Origin of the sequence: Pseudomonas jinjuensis (assembly GCF_900103845.1) — a bacterium.
In the GTDB taxonomy this organism is placed as follows: Bacteria; Pseudomonadota; Gammaproteobacteria; order Pseudomonadales; family Pseudomonadaceae; genus Pseudomonas; species Pseudomonas jinjuensis.
In genome coordinates, this window is record NZ_FNIJ01000003.1 from 107,631 (window position 1) to 124,660 (window position 17,030).

The following is a 17,030-nucleotide window of genomic DNA, read 5'->3' on the forward strand; positions in this document are numbered from 1 at the left end:
AGACCCGCACGCGCACTCGCGCCATTGCTCTCATCAGGCTGTAACCCGCGCCAGGCATAATCTTCAGCCGCTTCGAGCACGCGCCGGAGACATCCATCGTTCGAAGCCTTCGCGCGCAGCGCTGAAAATGGCGCAAACGAAAACGGCGCGACTCCCGTGGCAGTCGCGCCGTTGCTGACTTTCCGGCCTTGTCAGGCGGTGGTCGCGCCCTGCTTGTGCGCGTTGTGCAGCACTTCGATCAGGCAGTCTTCCAGCTCGAAACGCTCATGCAGGTTCTGCCGCAGCTTCTTCAGTTCGCTGTTCAGGCAGGCGCCTTCACGGCAGTCGCCGTTGTCGCAGCGATCGTTGAAATCCAGGGCATGGGCGGTGATCGCTTCGATGCGCGGATAGATCTGCTTGGCCAGCTCCAGCCCGCGCCGGTCACCGAAGGCCTGGGCTTCGCTCATCAGCAGTTCGTAGACCTCGAAGTGTCCGGCCGAAACGTAGTCGACCAGCAGCTGACAGAAATTCTGCAGAGACTCGGAATTGATGGTCAGCGCCTGATCGCGCTCCAACGCGTCGAAGGCCCCGACCAGTTCATGACGAGCCTGCAGCCAGCGATCGATCAGCTGATGCACACCTCCCCAGCGTTCCTGGGCATTGCGGCAGCTCTCGAGCATGTTGTCCTCGCTTCCCTTTCAGCCATCCCGGCATGGTTCGCCGGGACTTTATTGTTGGATTGTTGCCCGCGCATTGCCCTTCACCGCGGTGGCATTCCGGCAGGGCGGAAACCAGAGTATGCCCGCAGGATGCCCCCTTCAAGACGCCCGGAGATAAAAATTCATACGAGCGTTTAATCGGCAGGCCGCGGCAGCGCAGGGCTCGCGCGGCCGCGGAAAATCGCTCAGGCGCGGCGGAAGAACTGGATGACGGCGACCACGATGAAGCCGATGAAAGCCAGCAGGCTCCACTCCGGAATGCTCAGGCCGAACAGCGTCCAGTTCACTTCCGCGCAGTCGGCGGAACCATGGAAGATCTGCCGCAGCGTTTCGGCGAAGGGCATGGTTTCCAGCATGTAGTCCAGCGGCGGCAGGCAGGACGGCAACTGGTCGTGCGGCAGGGTCTGCAGCCACACCTGGCGGCCGGCGGTGAAGATACCGCCCAGGCCGCTGAGCAGGATCAGCACCGAGTAGACGCGCCGTCCGCGCTGCGCCGGGTTGTGCAGGGCGGCGAGCAGGGAAAGCGCGCCGCAGATGACGAAGAAGATGCGCTGGACGATGCACAGCGGGCACGGTTCGAGACCCACCACGTACTGCAGATAGAAGCCGCTGCCCATCAGGACGACGCTGGCGAGGAAGGCGAGGAAGAACAGGGAACGAGGGCTGGCCAGGTTCATGGAAGCTCCGCAGCAGGAAGAGAGGAAGCAGCTAAGCCCGCTACGGTAGAGGAAAGTCCGCGGCCGTTTCAAGGCAGCGGACTAGACTGAAGCGCGCAGCCCCCAAGGAGTTTCCGCGCATGCATCGCCATTCCCTGTCCGCCCTCGCGCTGCTGGCCGGACTCGCCGCCACGGCCGACGCCGCGCCGCTGGATGACATCAGGCTTCCGCAAGGCTTTCGCATCGAGGTTCTCAGCGACCAGCTGCCCAACGCCCGCGCCATGACCTGGGGCGCCAAGGGCACGCTGTTCGTGGGCAGCAGGAACGGCGGCAAGGTCTACGCGCTGCAGCCGGAAAGCGGCAAGGTCAGGGTGATCGCCGATGACCTGGACATGCCGGTCGGCGTGGCCTTCCAGGATGGCGACCTGTACGTCTCCTCGGTCAGCCGCATCGTCGTGCTGCGTGACATCGAGTCGCACCTGGACGATCCGCCCGAACCCGAGGAACTGCCCGCCGAGTTCCCCGACGAGACCCACCACGGCTGGAAGTTCATCGCCTTCGGCCCGGACGGCAAGCTCTACGTGCCGGTCGGTGCGCCCTGCAACATCTGCCGCCCGGAGCGCGAGCGCTACGCCAACCTGCAGAGGATGAACCCCGACGGCAGCGGCCGCGAGGTGATCGCCCATGGCATCCGCAACACCGTCGGCTTCACCTGGCATCCAGAGACCGGCCAGCTGTGGTTCACCGACAACGGCCGCGACATGCTGGGCGACGACCTGCCCGGCGACGAGCTGAACCGGCTCGGCAAGGTCGGCGAGGATTTCGGCTATCCCGACTGCCACCAGGGCGACACTCCCGACCCGGAATTCGCCGCCAAGCCCTGCTCCGCCTTCACCCCGCCGGTGGCCAGGCTCGGCCCCCACGTCGCCGCGCTGGGACTGCGCTTCTATACCGGCACGCAGTTCCCGGCGGAGTACCGCAACAACCTGTTCATCGCCGAGCACGGCTCGTGGAACCGCAGCGAGAAGATCGGCTACCGGGTGTCGCGCATCGAGCTCGACGATGATGGATCGTTGAAGCGCCAGAGCGTGTTCGCAGAGGGCTGGCTGGGCAAGGATGGCTCGGTGAGCGGCAGGCCGGTCGACGTCCTGGTGGCGCCGGACGGATCGCTGCTGGTGAGCGACGACAAGGCGGGGGCGATCTATCGCATCAGTTACGGGAAGGAGTGAGCGGCAGCATCGATCGTTCCCACGCTCCCGCGTGGGAACCATGAAACTGTCTTGGTATCTCGGCGCATTTTGTTCGCGAGCAAGCTCGCTTGTATGGCGTTAGGGTAGGAGCGAGCTTGCTCGCGAATCCCGTGTAGGAGCGCGCCATGCCCGCGATCGCGCGCATGGCGCGCTCCTACAGGGAGCTCCGAGCAGCGCATGGTGGATGGCGCTTTTCCATCCACCATTCCCGGCACAGGAATGGTGGATCGATGAAGCCTGATCCACCCTACGCCTGCTCAGCCACCCGCGGCAGCGTGGCGGGGACCGGTGCGGCGATCAGGCCGACGCCTTCCTGGAACAGCTGGTTGCTGCGCTCCACCTCGCCCATGTGCGCCAGCAACCGCGCCAGTTCCGCGCAGGTTTCCGCGCTGCGCTGGCTGCGCAGGCTGGCCTCCAGGTACTCGCGGGCCTTGCCCCACAGCTTGTTGTTCAGGCACAGGCGGCCGAGTGTGAGCAGCAGCTGCGCATCGTCGGGGCGCGACTTCAGCCAGGACTCGGCGGTCTGCAACTGGCGCGCCGGATCGCGGCCGCGGGCCAGTCCGTACAGGTGCACCAGCTCGGCGTCGTACTCCTGCTTCAGCGCAGTGCGCAGGACTTCCTCGGCCTCTTCCGGCGCGCCCAGGCGCAGCAACTGGCGGGCGTAGGTCGCCACCAGCAGCGGCTTGCCCTGCAGGCTCGCGGGCACGCTGCGCCAGCGCTGGGTCAGCGGCTGCAGGGTGGTCTCGCCCTGTCCCAGTCCCTGCTCGCCGGCGGTCTCCAGCGCGGCGGCCCAGACGCGGCGTTCGAGGTCGCTCAGCTCGGCATTCTTCAGCACCCGCTCCTTGCGCAGCTCGGGCAGCAACTGCAGCAGCGCCGGCCAGTCGCGCAGGGACACATGGAGCTGCTGGAGCAGGCGCAGCACGGTCGGATGCTTCGGCTCGCGCTCGTGCAGATCGACCAGCGTGGTGCGGGCCTGCTCCAGCTCGCCGCGCCTGATCAGCAGCTGCGCACGGGTCAGGCCGACCGCCAGTTCGCTGCCCGGCTCACGCTGCAGGGCGCGGTCGAGCAACTGGTCGCACTCCTCGGTGTGCCCCAGTTCGCAGGCCGCGCGGGCGGCGCCGAGATAGTGCAGCAGCGGATGCTGGCTCAATTCGGCAGCGCGGCGCAGGTGGCGCAGCGCCGGCTGCCAGTGGCCTTCGGCGAGATCGCGCTGGCCCTGCTGCTCGGCCATCTGCGCGCGGCGGCCACGGTTGAAGCGCGACCAGGGGTTCACCACGCGCCCGGACACACCGAGCAGGCGCAGCGTCAGGCGCACCAGCAGGTAGACCAGCCAGGCCAGCGCGAGGATGGCGAGGAAGGTCCACAGGCTGGATTCGTAACGGAAGCTCTTGTAGGCGATCAGCACGTAGCCGGCCTGCTCGGCGACGGCCAGGCCGACCAGGGTCGCCGCCAGGATGATCGCCAGGACCAGCAGATAGACGCGGCTCATGGGCGATTCTCCCCGTCCTCCGCTGCCGCGGGCTGTTCCTGCGGCGGCTGTTGTTCCTGCTGCTGGACCTGCTGTTCCTGCTGCGCGACGGCGGCATCGCGGCGGGCAAGGTAGGCCTGCAGCGCGGTAAGTGCCGGGCCGAGGTCGGGCGTCTGCACGCTGACCGGCTGCGCGGCCAGTTCGTCGAGGCGCAGGACCAGCGCGCGGCTGTCGGCCAGTTCGGTGTTGAAGAAGTCGGAGACGATCTGCCGCGCCTGCTTCAGCGCGGTCTGGTAGACCTCCTGGCGGCCGTTCAGCGCGGCCCACTGCGCCTGCTCCAGGGACAGGCTGACGGCGAGGCGGACCCGCGTCAGCTGCTGGCCGGAGAGTAGCGGACGGATGTCCTGGCCGGCATTGAAGTCGATGCGCACGAAGCGGGAGATGCGCTCCCACCACTGGTCCCAGGTGCTGCTGCCGTCACCCCAGGCGACGTTGGAAGTCTGCCCGCCCTCTTCCGGCTTGAACGCCGGGTTGAGCGGCTGCAACTGCGCGGCCTGGTCGCGCAGCGCAGCGAGCTGCAGGAACAATCCGGTACGGTCGGGACGCGGCAGGCTGCGCAGCGCTTCCAGGCTCTTCGCCAGCGCCGCGCGGGCGGCGAAGGAACCCGGATCGTTGTGCACGCGGAGGATGTCGTCGGCGCCCTGCACCAGTTCCGCGGCGCTTTCCACGTCCTGCAGCGCGGACAGGCGCAGGCTGGCCAGGCGCAGCAGGTGCTCCGCCTCGGCCAGGCGCCATTGCTGGCGGCCCATGCCGACCAGTTGCTTGAGCTGCTTGGCCAGTTGCTGCTGGTCGCCCTGCAGCTCGACCACCAGACGCCGGCGGGTTTCCAGCTCGTCGGCGGTGGGCAGCGCATCGAGACGCGCCGACAGCGCCTGGTCGCGCTGCAGTAATGTCTGGGCCTGGCCGCGCGCTTCGTCGAGCTGGGCCATGCGCTGCTGGTCATTCGCCTGCAGCTTCTGCATCTGCCAGACGCCCCAGCCGCCGACGGCGAGGCCGGCGCCGCCGACCAGCAGGGCCAGCAGCGCCAGTGCGCCGGCGCCCTTGCCGGAACGCGGCGGCTCGCTCTGCGCGGGTTTGGATTCGGGGGTGTCTTGGGGAGTAACGACTTCGCTCACAGATCCATCCTTCGCTCAGAAATTGTTCTTTTCGGCCCCACCCAGCGCCGCCAGCAATGCCGCGGCACTGGCGCCACGGCAATCGATCACCCGCTGCGCGCCGGCCTCCCGCACCTGCTCCGCGACTCGCGGGCTGGGCACGAACAGCGGCAGCTCCGCCAGTTGCGGCCAATCGCCAGCCGCCAGTTGGCGCAGATTCTCGAAACCCTGCCCACTACTGATTGCCACGGCGTTCAGGCGCTCCGCCCGGATGCGCCGCAGCAGCTCGCCCGCCGGATAGGCCGGCAGCGCGCGGCGATACAGCTCCAGGTAGTCGACCTGCACGCCCTGGCTGCGCAGGCTGTCGGCCAGCAGTTCGCGACCGCCTTCGCCGCGCATGATCAGCACCCGCGGGTTGTGTGCCTGCAAGGCCTGCTGCAGTGCCGGCAGACCGAGCAGGGCTTCGCTGTCGTCGCCCTGCGCCGGGTAATGCACATTCAGTCCGTAGTCTTCGAGGATAGCCGCCGTGGCGCCACCGACGGTGAACCACGCCTGCAGCGGCGGTTGCGGCCAGTAGCGGTCCAGCCGCTCCAGGCCGAGGCGAGCGGCGGGCTTGCTGACCACTATGACCGCGCAGTAACGGTCGAGATCGAGCATCAGGCTGCGCTGGGCGGGAGTTTCCGCCAGCGGCTCGATCGCCAGCAGCGGCAGGCTGGCGCTGTGCACCCCGTGCTCGGCCAGGGTCGCGGCGAGCGCCTCGCACTCTTCCTGGGGACGGGTCAGCAGCAGCCGCCAGTTCGTCACGGCTGTCCGGCCTCGCCGTAGACCGCCGCGAGGATGTCCTGCGCGCCCTGCTCCAGCAGGTCCTCGGCGACGCGCACGCCAAGCGCTTCGGCCTCGGCCAGCGGCGCGCGCGCCTCCGCGCGCAGCAGCAGGGTGCCGTCCGGCTGGCCGACCAGGCCGCGCAGCCACAGCTGCTCGCCCTCGCGCACGGCGTAGCAGGCGATCGGCACCTGGCAGCCGCCATGCAGGCGCTTGTTCATGGCGCGCTCGGCGGTCACCCGCAGGGCGGTGTCGGTGTCGTGCAGCGGCGCCAGCAGGGCATGGATTTCCGCGTCGGCGGTGCGGCACTCGATGCCCACCGCGCCCTGTCCGCCCGCCGGCAGGCTGTTCTCGACGCTGATCGAGGAGCGGATGCGATCCTCGAAACCGAGGCGGATCAGGCCGGCCGCGGCGAGGATGATGGCGTCGTAGTCGCCGGCATCCAGCTTGGCCAGGCGGGTGTTGACGTTGCCACGCAGAAAACGGATCTCCAGGTCGGGCCGGCTGGCCAGCAGCTGCGCCTGGCGACGCAGGCTGGAGGTACCGACCACGCTGCCGGCCGGCAGTTCGTCGAGGCTGGCGTAGGTGTTGGAGACGAAGGCGTCGCGCGGGTCTTCGCGCTCGCAGATGCAGTACAGGCCGAGGCCTTCGGGGAAATCCATCGGCACATCCTTCATCGAATGCACGGCGATGTCGGCCTCGCCTTCCAGCAGCGCGGTTTCCAGTTCCTTGACGAACAGGCCCTTGCCACCGATCTTCGCCAGCGGCGCGTCGAGCAGCTTGTCGCCACGACTGGTCATCGGCAGCAGGGTCACGGTCAGGCCGGGATGTGCCTGCTCCAGACGGGACTTGACGTATTCGGCCTGCCACAGGGCCAGGGCGCTCTGGCGGGTGGCGATTCGGATTTCGCGGGGCGACATGGAGATTTCCGTGCAAAAAGGACTGCACGCATCATAACAGCTCGGAAGGCGGGAAGCCTGAAGCCGCCCCCCTGGCTTCAGGCTGGGACAACAAGATGTCGCTAGAGGTTATGCATGAGTCGCCGCACGCCCGCTACGTGGCGGCGGCTGACCGTCAGGGCGTCGCCGTTGAGGCCCTTCAGGTACAGCTGGAAGTGTCCGAGCGGCGTTCGTTGCAGGCGCTCGATGCGTTCGCGGGAGACCAGCGCGTTGCGGTGGATACGCACGAAGCGCTCGCCGAACTCGTCTTCCAGCGCCTTCAGCGGCTCGTCCAGCAGCACCTCGCCACCGGCGTGACGCAGGGTCACGTACTTGTGGTCGGCGATGAAGAAGATCACGTCTTCCAGCGGGATCAGCTCGATACCCTTGCGCGTTCGCGCGCTGATGTGGCTGCGCGGGCCGGGACCGCCCGCCGCCGGTGGCTTGGTCAGCGCCGCCAGCTGCATGCGGTTCGGCCGCGAGGCCTTCTTCAGCGCTTCGGCCAGGTCCTCGTTGCGCACCGGCTTGACCAGGTAGCCGACCGCGCTGACCTGGAAGGCCTCCAGGGCGAATTCGTCATGGGCCGTGCAGAAGATCACCGCCGGCGGAGCCTCGCGCTCGCACAGCTTGGCGGCGACCTGCAGCCCGTCCAGGCCGGGCATGCGGATATCCAGCAGGACGATATCCGGTTTCAGGCTGTCGATCAGCGCCAGCGCTTCTTCGCCATTGCTGGCCGAGGGCTCGAGGACGCGGTATCCGTCCAGCTGCCCTACCAGCCGGGCCAGGCGCTCTCGCGCCAGGGGTTCGTCATCGACGATCAGGACATTCATAAGCTCAGGCTTCCTGCATGAGACGCGCACAAGGATAGCGTAGACAGGTGTAGTGCCGTCCGTCACGGCGCTCGACGCTCAGACTAGCCTTTGGCCCGAAAAGTGCCGCAAGCCGCGCGGCGATATTCGCCAGCGCCTGCCGGGTTCCCTTCGATGGAGCGGCCTCGGCCGCCTCGTCGAAGGGGTTGCTGACGCAGAGCTGGAACACGCCGTCGCGATAGCTCGCTTCTACCTTCACCAGGCCACCCTCGATACGCGGCTGGATGCCGTAGATCAGTGAATTTTCCAGCAAGGGCTGCAGGGTCAGCTGGGGAATCGGCACGCCTTCGGGCACGCCCTCCACCTGCCACTCCACCTGCAAACGCTCGCCGAGGCGGAACTGCTCCATGGAAAGATAGCGCCTGGCCAACTCCAGTTCCTCCCCCCAGGAAATTAAAGTCCCGGGTTTCGCCAGGCTGGCGCGGAACAGGTCGGACAGATCGAGCACCGCCAGCTCGGCTTTCGCCGGGTCGATCTCGATCAGGCTGGCGATGCTGTTCAGGCTGTTGAACAGGAAATGCGGGCGGATGCGCGCCTGCAGCGCCTCGATCCGCGCCCGCAACTCCGCCTGCTGCTGTCGCCGCCACTGGCTCTGCAGGTAGAAGTAGCGCAGCAGCAGGGCCGACATGATCGCCGCGATCAGCGCATGGCGCAGGTAGAGATTGCCCTCGCCGGCACGGCTCATCGGCCCGCCCAGCTCGAAATAGTCCGCCACCGCGGTGCAGCCGAGGGTCAGCGCCACCACCAGCACGCAGCTCACCGCCCCGGCGACGCCCGCCGGCCAGCGCGCCAGCAGCGGGCGCAGGCGGCACAGCAACGCGGCGGAGAGCAGCACGATCCACTGCACGAAGAGGGACGAGAGTGCCAGGCGCACCCAGTTGAAGCCGGGCATCATCGGCTCGGCGAGCACCAGCACCAGCACCAGCAGCTCGGCCAGCAGCACGAGGCTGAACAGCGCTTCCGGCTGGCACAGTTCGGGAATGAAGAAGTCGTCCTGGGACGCCGGCTGGCTGCCGGTCTTGATCTTGATAGGCATCGCTGCAGTTTCCGTGAGCCACCGGCCATCGGCAAGCGGGGCCTCGGCTGCCGCCGGCAAAAGAAATGCGGAAATGTCGGACAGCACAACATCCGCCGTCCCATTGCGCAGCCGACAACCGCGCCGGCCGGCGACGCGTGCGCCGGTTTCGCCCTTCGGCCTGCTATTATCGTCGCACTTTGCCCGTCACGCAGGCCGCGCCCGGCAGCCTGCCCGTTTTCGCGAGAGATACTCATGAGCGTAGAGAAGACCAACCAGTCCTGGGGCGGCCGCTTCAGCGAACCCGTCGACGCTTTCGTCGCCCGTTTCACCGCCTCCGTCGACTTCGACAAGCGCCTCTACCGCCACGACATCATGGGCTCCATCGCCCATGCCACCATGCTGGCCAAGGTCGGCGTGCTGACCGACGCCGAGCGCGACACCATCATCGACGGCCTGAAGCAGATCCAGAGCGAAATCGAGGCCGGCAGCTTCGACTGGCGCGTCGACCTGGAAGACGTGCACATGAACATCGAGGCGCGCCTGACCGACCGCATCGGCATCACCGGCAAGAAGCTGCACACCGGCCGTTCGCGCAACGACCAGGTGGCCACCGACATCCGCCTGTGGCTGCGCGACGAGATCGACCTGATCATCAAAGAGATCACCCGCCTGCAGCAGGGCCTGCTGGGCCTGGCCGAAGCCGAGGCGGACACCATCATGCCCGGCTTCACCCACCTGCAGACCGCCCAGCCGGTCACCTTCGGCCACCACCTGCTGGCCTGGTTCGAAATGCTCAGCCGCGACTACGAGCGCCTGGTGGACTGTCGCAAGCGCGCCAACCGCATGCCGCTGGGCAGCGCCGCGCTGGCCGGCACCACCTACCCCATCGACCGGGCGATCACCTGCGAACTGCTGGGCTTCGAAGCGATCTCCGGCAACTCGCTGGACGGCGTTTCCGACCGCGACTTCGCCATCGAATTCTGCGCCGCCGCGTCCCTGGCGATGATGCACCTGTCGCGCTTCTCCGAAGAGCTGGTGCTCTGGACCAGCGCGCAGTTCCAGTTCATCGACCTGCCCGACCGCTTCTGCACCGGCTCCTCGATCATGCCGCAGAAGAAGAACCCGGACGTGCCGGAACTGGTGCGCGGCAAGTCCGGCCGCGTATTCGGCCACCTGACCGGCCTGCTGACCCTGATGAAGGGCCAGCCGCTGGCGTACAACAAGGACAACCAGGAAGACAAGGAACCGCTGTTCGACGCCGCCGACACCCTGCGCGACAGCCTGCGCGCCTTCGCCGACATGGTCCCGGCGATCAAGCCCAGGCGCGAGATCATGCGCGAGGCGGCCCGCCGCGGTTTCTCCACCGCCACCGACCTGGCCGACTACCTGGTGCGCAAGGGCCTGCCGTTCCGCGACTGCCACGAGATCGTCGGCCACGCGGTGAAATACGGCGTGGACAGCGGCAAGGACCTGGCCGAGATGAGCCTCGACGAGCTGCGCAAGTTCAGCGACCAGATCGGCGACGACGTGTTCGCCGTACTGACCCTGGAAGGCTCGGTGAACGCCCGCGACCACATCGGCGGCACCGCTCCGGCGCAGGTTCGCGCGGCGGTGGCGCGTGGCAGGGAATTGCTGGCGGCACGCTGATCCCTCTTATCGTTCCCACGCTCCGGCGTGGGAATGCATCTTTCGACGCTCCCGCGTCGATGGGACGCGGGAGCGTCCCCGGATGGGTTCCCACGCAGGAGCGTGGGAACCATGACCTACAGCCCCTGCAACACCTTCGCCTTCGCCCCCTTCAACCCCAGCATCCGCGCCGCCTTCGACTCCGCCAGTTCGCCCCGGCGCTCCTCCGGCAGCCGCACGGCGCTGGCCGCCAGGTTGAGGATCAGCGTCTCGCGGGAATACACCCCGCTACCGACCCCATAGGCCCCGGCGATCAGCTCGCGCAGCTCCAGCGGCAGCCGCCAGCGGGCGCGCAGGGCGGAGCCGAAACCGGCAGCGTGTTCGTGCAGGCTCTGCTCGATGGCGGACTCTTCCAGTTCGCCGCCGCGATCCCGCCAGTCCTGCAGGCAGCGCAGCACCGCGAGTTCGCCCAGGCAGTGCAGCAGTCCGGCCGTATAGCAGCGCGGCGCGCCGGCGCCCAGTTCCAGCGCCAGGGTCTCGGCGCTGTCGGCGCAGCGTTGCGAAAGCTCCCAGAACTCCTTCCCGCGCGCCTGCAACTGTGGATCGGCGAGCAGCGCCGCCCGCTGCAGGCTGACGCCCAGCGCGAGGTTCAGGGCCTGGGCGATGCCCAGCCGGGCCAGCGCCTGGGCCAGGGTCTGGCAGGGCATGCCGACGTGCCGGGCGGCGCTGTTGGCGGCGGCGATCAGGCAGGCGGTGAGTTGCGGATCGCGGCCGAATTCGTTCTCCAGATCGCCGATGGCGCACTCGCCGGCATTCAGGCAACGGCTCACCGCCGACTCCACGCCAGCCATCAGCGGCGCACCTTCGGCCGAGGCCCGCGCCAGGCGCAGGAAGCCCGGCAGGTCCAGCCCCGGCTTCAGTTCCGGCACTGCGCAGACCACCGCCTGCCCGGGCGTCAGCAGCAGTTTCTGCAGGCGCTGGCGCAGGTCCTCGGCGTTGTAGGGCTTGACCAGGTAGGCGGTCGGTGCCATCGGCAGCACCGCGCGCACGCTGGCCGCATCGGCGCGGGAGCTGATCAGGATGAACGCCGGCGCGTCTCCGCCACGGCGCAGCTGGCGCACCGCGCGCAGCACCTCCAGGCCGTCGGCCTGCGGCAGTTCCTGCTCGACCAGAACCAGGGCGAAGGCCCGCCGGCGCAAGGCCTCGATGGCCTGGGCGCCGTCGGCGCAGAACTGTATATCGGCATCGCAACGCACGCTCAGGACCAGTTGGCCGAGCAGCTCGCGATTCCAGGAATCGGCGGCGGCGACCAGCACGCCGGTGGCCGGGGAAAGCTCTGTCATGGGACTACCTCATAGAGGGCAGCACCATAACCGAGCACACATCCGCGTTCCAGAGCGGCCAAGGTCGTAGTTATCGCCGGGGACGGCCCGCTGCAGACGAATCGCAGGCAAAAAAAAGACCCGCTTTCGCGGGTCTTTTTTCACCGGCTCAGTAAATCAGGCCAGTTCGTCGAAGCACTCGGCAACGATCGCCAGGCCCTTGTCCAGCTGCGCGTCCGGAATGGTGACGGGCATCAGGAAGCGGATGACGTTGTAGTAGGTGCCGCAGGAGAGCAGGATCAGGCCCTTCTCGCGAGCGCGAACCACGATCTTGCTGACCAGCTCGGCGGCCGGCTTGCTTTCGTCGCCGTCCTCGAACAGTTCGATGGCGACCATCGAACCCAGGCCACGAACGTCGCCGATGACCTTGTGCTTGGCCTGGATGGCGCGCAGGCCGGCCTTCAGGCGCTCGCCAACGGCTTGCGAACGCTCCAGCAGCTTCTCTTCCTCGAACACCTTCATCACGGCCAGGGCCGCGGCGCAGGCGATCGGGCTGCCGGCATAGGTGCCGCCCAGGCCGCCCGGAGCGACGCTGTCCATGATCTCGGCCTTGCCGCATACGCCGGAGATCGGGAAGCCGCCGCCGACCGACTTGGCGAAGGTGGTCAGGTCAGGAACGATGCCCAGCTGCTCGGTGGCGAAGAAGGTGCCGGTACGGCCGGCGCCGGTCTGCACTTCGTCGGCGATCAGCAGGATGCCGTGCTGGTCGCACAGGGCGCGCAGGCGCTGCATGAAGGCCTTGGAGTTGACGTAGAAACCACCCTCGCCCTGTACCGGCTCGATGATGATCGCGGCGATGTCCTGCGGCTGCGCGTCGTTCTTGAAGATGCGCTCGATGCTGGCGATAGCGTCGTCTTCGCTGATGCCGTGCAGCTCGCACGGAGCCAGGGCGCGGAAGATGCCGCCCGGCATCAGGCCCATGCCGGCGGAGTACGGAACCACCTTGCCGGTCAGGCCCAGGGTCATCATGGTGCGGCCGTGGTAGGCGCCGGTGAAGGCGATCACGCCGGCACGGCCGGTGGCGGCACGGGCGATCTTGACGGCGTTCTCGACGGCCTCGGAGCCGGAGGTGACCAGCAGGGTCTTCTTCGGGAAGTTGCCCGGAACGCGCTTGGCGATCTCTTCGCACAGTTCGATGTACGGCTCGTAGGCCAGTACCTGGAAGCAGGTGTGCGACAGCTTGGTCAGCTGCTCCTGAACGGCGGCGACCACTTTCGGGTGCAGGTGGCCGGTGTTCAGCACGGCGATGCCGCCAGCGAAGTCGATGTACTCACGGCCATCGACGTCCCATACGGTGGCGTTCTCGGCACGCTCGGCGACGATCGGGTGGATCTGGCTGACACCACGGGCGACGGCGGCTTGACGACGCTGCAGCAGGGATTCGTTCTTGCTCATATTTTCCTCAGTGGCCGCTCATCGGTCGGCCGAGTTGAAGGATGAAGACGGGGCGAAGACCGCTCACGACAGCATACGATGATCGACTGTCGTGGCACTTGCGACCCGCCGGGTGGGTTTGCCGGTGCCACCACCGGAAAACGCCGGCAGCGGACGGCTATCAGCTCTTGCCTGCCATCCGCTGCCCACGGGGAACAACCTGCCGGACCGGAGCCCGGCAGGGTTGGATCAGATACCGCCGAGGCAGAGGTACTTGACCTCGAGGTAGTCCTCGATGCCGTACTTCGAACCTTCGCGGCCGAGGCCCGAGGCCTTGATGCCGCCGAACGGCGCCACTTCGTTGGAGATCAGGCCGGTGTTGATGCCGACCATGCCGTACTCCAGCGCCTCGGCCACGCGGAACACGCGGCCCAGGTCACGGGCGTAGAAGTAGGAAGCCAGGCCGAACTCGGTGTCGTTGGCCATGGCGACCACTTCGGCGTCGTCCTTGAAGCGGAACAGCGGCGCCAGCGGGCCGAAGGTCTCTTCCTTGGCGACGGCGGCGTTTTTCGGCACGTCGACCAGCACGGTCGGCTCGAAGAAGGTGCCGCCCAGGGTGTGCGGCTTGCCGCCGGCGACGACCTTGGCGCCCTTGCTCACGGCGTCGGCGATGTGTTCCTGCACCTTGGCCACGGCCTTCTCGTCGATCAGCGGGCCGGTGGTGATGCCGTCTTCCAGACCGTTGCCGATCTTCAGCTTGGCAACCGCGACCTTCAGCTTCTCGACGAAGGCGTCGTACACGCCGTCCTGGATGTACAGGCGGTTGGCGCAGACGCAGGTCTGGCCGTTGTTGCGGTACTTGGAGATCAGCGCACCTTCTACGGCAGCGTCCAGATCGGCATCGTCGAAGACGATGAAGGGCGCGTTGCCGCCCAGCTCCAGGGACACCTTCTTGATGTCCTTGGCGCATTCGGCCATCAGCTGGCGGCCGATCTCGGTGGAACCGGTGAAGGTCAGCTTGCGCACGATCGGGTTGCCGGTCAGCTCGCCGCCGACTTCCCCGGCGCTACCGGTGACCACGCTGAACACACCCTTCGGAATGCCGGCACGCTCGGCCAGCTCGGCCAGGGCCAGCGCCGAATACGGGGTCTGCGAGGCGGGCTTGAGCACCATGGTGCAGCCGGCGGCCAGGGCCGGGCCGGCCTTGCGGGTGATCATCGCCGAGGGGAAGTTCCACGGGGTGATCGCCGCGGTCACGCCGATCGGCTGCTTGATCACGATGATGCGCTTGTCGGCCTGGTGGCCGGGAATGGTGTCGCCATAGATGCGCTTGCCTTCCTCGGCGAACCACTCGATGAAGGAGGCGGCATAGACGATCTCGCCCTTGGCCTCGGACAGCGGCTTGCCCTGCTCGGTGGTCATCAGGCGAGCCAGGTCGTCCTGGTTCTCGATCATCAGCTCGAACCAGCGGCGCAGCTTGCTGGCGCGCTCCTTGGCGGTCAGCGCGCGCCAGGCCGGCAGCGCCTTGTCGGCAGCCTCGATGGCGCGGCGGGTCTCGGCAGCGCCCATCTTCGGCACAGTGCCGATGATCTCGCCGGTAGCCGGGTTGTTCACCTTGATGGTCTGGCCGCTGTCGGCATCGACCCAGGCGCCGTCGACGTAGGCCTGTTGACGGAACAGCGTGGCGTCTTTGAGTTGCATGACCTGTCTCCTTCGAGGAATACCTTGAGCAGCGGGGGCTACCTCGTCTACCCCGTCTGCCTTGTTGTCAGGGATTGGAGAGGCGTCCGCCTCATCCGTTCACTCGCCCCGCTTCAGACAGCCGCCCCGGCGAACCGCCGGCCGGGCGACACGCGGATGCGCGCGTGCGCAACGCTCGACTGGCGCCGAGGCTGCGTTCCGGTTTGGACATCCTTGGGGAAAATCTGTTGAACGCCGCCGCCACACCTTGCCGACCCGGCTCCCGACGGAACCTTCGCCTGTGCCTCGCTCGCGAGGGGCGGTCGGAACAACGGAAGTAGGCAATCCCACAGGCACGAGGCCGGGTACTGTGATGCCAATTCCCCATTCTCCTTGTTCGTTGTGGCGGGCGTTTGAAATCTCAAACGCATCCTAGGGCGCGGGAAATCAAAGGGCAAGAGCTCGTTCAAAAAATCCAACGAAAGTATTTGCTTTTCCGAAATTTACTGAACGACAGGCGGAGATAACGGTACGTTCGTTCGATATCACGAACGACCCCGGATGGAATGGACGCACGCCGGCGAGATGCGTATTATTGCGCCCTGCCGCGGGTTCCGCGGTTTACGCATCCGTAGCTCAGCTGGATAGAGTACTGCCCTCCGAAGGCAGGGGTCGTGGGTTCGAATCCCGCCGGATGCGCCACATAGCTGTTTACCGTTGTCTCTAGCAGTCTACGGAACACCCTGAAAAGCCCGCCTCGTGCGGGCTTTCTTGTATCTGCCTATCTACCTTTGTCTATCCCTATACTTGACCGCCGTGTACACCTGCTGAAAATTAGAACCAGCGGTGTACAAGACATGAAGCGTAGCGAAATCAAGCGCCGCCCTCTGGCGGATACCACCCTGGCCGGCCTGGAGCCGGAGAGCACGCCCTATCGGGAGTTGGACGGCGGCGGGCTGTACTTCCGGGTGAAGCCCAACGGGCAAAAGTCGTGGAACTTCCGCTACAAGAAGCCGGACGGCAAATGGTCATGGCTCGGCCTGGGCAGTTACCCCGAGGTGAGCGGATCGGCCGCCAGGCAGAAAGCCGCCGAACTGCGCACCGACCTGGCGGACGGCAAGAACCCCATCGTCAGCAAGCAGGCCCGCAAGGTTGCCGCCCTGGAGGCAGCCAACAGCACCTTCGAGGCACTGGCACGGGAGTGGATCGATATCCGCGTTGCCACCTGGGCGCCGGCTACCGCCAAGCGCACCATCGGCGCTCTGGAGCTGCATGTCTTCCCGGTGTTCGGTCGGCGCCTGTATGGCGAGATCCTGCCCATCGAGTGGATGGAGTTTTTCCGGGGCATGGAGCAGAAAGGCATCATCGAGCAGATGAGCCGGGTGCGCCGCTCCTGCAAAGAGATCTACGACCTGGCCCGCGTCACCGGCCGGGCCGTGCATAACCCCATCGAAGGGCTGAGCCGCTTCCTGCAGAGCAAGCCGGCCGAGAACTATGCACACGTCACCGCCAAGGAACTGCCCTCCCTCCTGCGGGCCATTGCCGCCTACCCGCATGCGCATGACCTGCGCCTCGGCCTGCGCCTGCTGATGCTCACCGGGGTGCGCCCCAGCGAGCTGCGCGAAGCGCGCTGGGATGAGTTCGACCGCAAGGCCGGGCTGTGGTCGATACCTGCAGAGCGGATGAAGCGCCGCCGCCCTCACCTGGTGCCACTCTCCCGCCAGGCGCTGGAAGCCCTGGAGCAACTGAACACCCTGACCGGCGCCTATCCCCTGCTGTTCCCCGGGCGCAGCAGTCGCACCAAGCCCCGCAGCAATATGGCCTTCAACATGGCGCTACGGCGTATGGGCTACGCCGGCCGCCAGACTGGCCATGGTTTCCGCCATGTGGCGTCCACCACCCTGCGCGAGAATGGCTTTGCCAAGGAACACGTCGAGGCCCAGCTATCCCATGCTGAGGATGGTGTCGCCGGGGTCTACAACAAGGCCATCTACCTGGAGCAACGGCGCAGCATGATGCAGTGGTATGCCGACCACCTCGACGAACTGGAGCAGAGCAACGTTGTGCCGGTCAACTTCGGCAAGGCGGTTTGAGC

At 67.0% G+C, this 17,030-nt stretch carries 14 protein-coding genes and 1 tRNA gene; 4 read left to right on the plus strand and 11 right to left on the minus strand.

Features of this window, described 5'->3' with window-relative positions:
* Nucleotides 1-191 precede the first annotated feature (191 nt).
* Nucleotides 192-659: a sigma D regulator gene (gene rsd / locus BLR75_RS04980; RefSeq protein WP_084313835.1), complete on the minus strand. Its 468-nt coding sequence runs from the start codon at nt 657-659 to the stop codon at nt 192-194.
* 224 nt (nt 660-883) lie between these two features.
* Nucleotides 884-1,375 carry a disulfide bond formation protein B gene (locus tag BLR75_RS04985; protein WP_084313834.1) on the minus strand — a complete coding sequence of 164 codons (492 nt, stop codon included), beginning with the start codon at nt 1,373-1,375 and terminating at the stop codon, nt 884-886.
* A gap of 119 nt (nt 1,376-1,494) precedes the next feature.
* Here BLR75_RS04985 and BLR75_RS04990 point away from each other — a divergent pair, with 119 nt between their 5' ends.
* Nucleotides 1,495-2,583: a PQQ-dependent sugar dehydrogenase gene (locus BLR75_RS04990; RefSeq protein ID WP_084313833.1), complete on the plus strand. Its 1,089-nt coding sequence runs from the start codon at nt 1,495-1,497 to the stop codon at nt 2,581-2,583.
* A 268-nt stretch (nt 2,584-2,851) separates the two neighbouring features.
* Here the strand turns inward: BLR75_RS04990 and BLR75_RS04995 are convergent, their stop codons facing one another.
* From BLR75_RS04995 to BLR75_RS05020, 6 genes are all read right to left on the minus strand, one after another.
* Nucleotides 2,852-4,093 carry a heme biosynthesis HemY N-terminal domain-containing protein gene (locus BLR75_RS04995; RefSeq protein WP_084313832.1) on the minus strand — a complete coding sequence of 414 codons (1,242 nt, stop codon included), beginning with the start codon at nt 4,091-4,093 and terminating at the stop codon, nt 2,852-2,854.
* Nucleotides 4,090-5,247, minus strand: a complete 1,158-nt coding sequence (locus BLR75_RS05000) for a uroporphyrinogen-III C-methyltransferase (protein ID WP_084313831.1) — start codon at nt 5,245-5,247, stop codon at nt 4,090-4,092. The genes BLR75_RS04995 and BLR75_RS05000 overlap by 4 nt, the downstream gene beginning before the upstream one ends.
* Before the next feature lie 15 nt (nt 5,248-5,262).
* Complete coding sequence (locus BLR75_RS05005) at nt 5,263-6,030, minus strand: uroporphyrinogen-III synthase (RefSeq protein WP_084313830.1); 768 nt, start codon at nt 6,028-6,030, stop codon at nt 5,263-5,265.
* Entirely contained in the window at nt 6,027-6,968 is a 942-nt protein-coding gene (gene hemC, locus BLR75_RS05010; protein ID WP_084313829.1) for a hydroxymethylbilane synthase, read from the minus strand. Before hemC ends, BLR75_RS05005 begins: the two co-directional genes overlap by 4 nt.
* 101 nt (nt 6,969-7,069) lie before the next feature.
* A complete protein-coding gene (gene algR / locus BLR75_RS05015) occupies nt 7,070-7,816 on the minus strand; it encodes an alginate biosynthesis regulator AlgR (RefSeq protein ID WP_084313828.1) in 747 nt (248 codons plus the stop codon).
* 4 nt (nt 7,817-7,820) lie between these two features.
* Nucleotides 7,821-8,891: a sensor histidine kinase gene (locus BLR75_RS05020; protein ID WP_084313827.1), complete on the minus strand. Its 1,071-nt coding sequence runs from the start codon at nt 8,889-8,891 to the stop codon at nt 7,821-7,823.
* A gap of 234 nt (nt 8,892-9,125) precedes the next feature.
* Between BLR75_RS05020 and argH the strand changes: the two genes are divergently transcribed.
* Nucleotides 9,126-10,520, plus strand: a complete 1,395-nt coding sequence (argH, locus tag BLR75_RS05025) for an argininosuccinate lyase (RefSeq protein WP_084313826.1) — start codon at nt 9,126-9,128, stop codon at nt 10,518-10,520.
* A gap of 116 nt (nt 10,521-10,636) precedes the next feature.
* Here the strand turns inward: argH and BLR75_RS05030 are convergent, their stop codons facing one another.
* From BLR75_RS05030 to gabD, 3 genes are all read right to left on the minus strand, one after another.
* Nucleotides 10,637-11,842, minus strand: coding sequence for an HDOD domain-containing protein (locus BLR75_RS05030; protein ID WP_084313825.1), 1,206 nt, complete (start codon nt 11,840-11,842; stop codon nt 10,637-10,639).
* Between the two features lie 156 nt (nt 11,843-11,998).
* Nucleotides 11,999-13,276 carry a 4-aminobutyrate--2-oxoglutarate transaminase gene (gene gabT, locus BLR75_RS05035; RefSeq protein WP_084313824.1) on the minus strand — a complete coding sequence of 426 codons (1,278 nt, stop codon included), beginning with the start codon at nt 13,274-13,276 and terminating at the stop codon, nt 11,999-12,001.
* Between the two features lie 228 nt (nt 13,277-13,504).
* Nucleotides 13,505-14,956 (minus strand): NADP-dependent succinate-semialdehyde dehydrogenase, encoded by a 1,452-nt coding sequence (gabD, locus tag BLR75_RS05040; RefSeq protein WP_084313823.1) that lies wholly within the window; start codon nt 14,954-14,956, stop codon nt 13,505-13,507.
* A gap of 604 nt (nt 14,957-15,560) precedes the next feature.
* On the opposite strand from gabD, the gene BLR75_RS05045 reads away from it, so the two are divergent.
* Nucleotides 15,561-15,637 (plus strand) — tRNA-Arg (locus BLR75_RS05045).
* Nucleotides 15,638-15,792: 155 nt separating this feature from the next.
* Nucleotides 15,793-17,028: a tyrosine-type recombinase/integrase gene (locus BLR75_RS05050; protein WP_084313822.1), complete on the plus strand. Its 1,236-nt coding sequence runs from the start codon at nt 15,793-15,795 to the stop codon at nt 17,026-17,028.
* Nucleotides 17,029-17,030 lie beyond the last annotated feature (2 nt).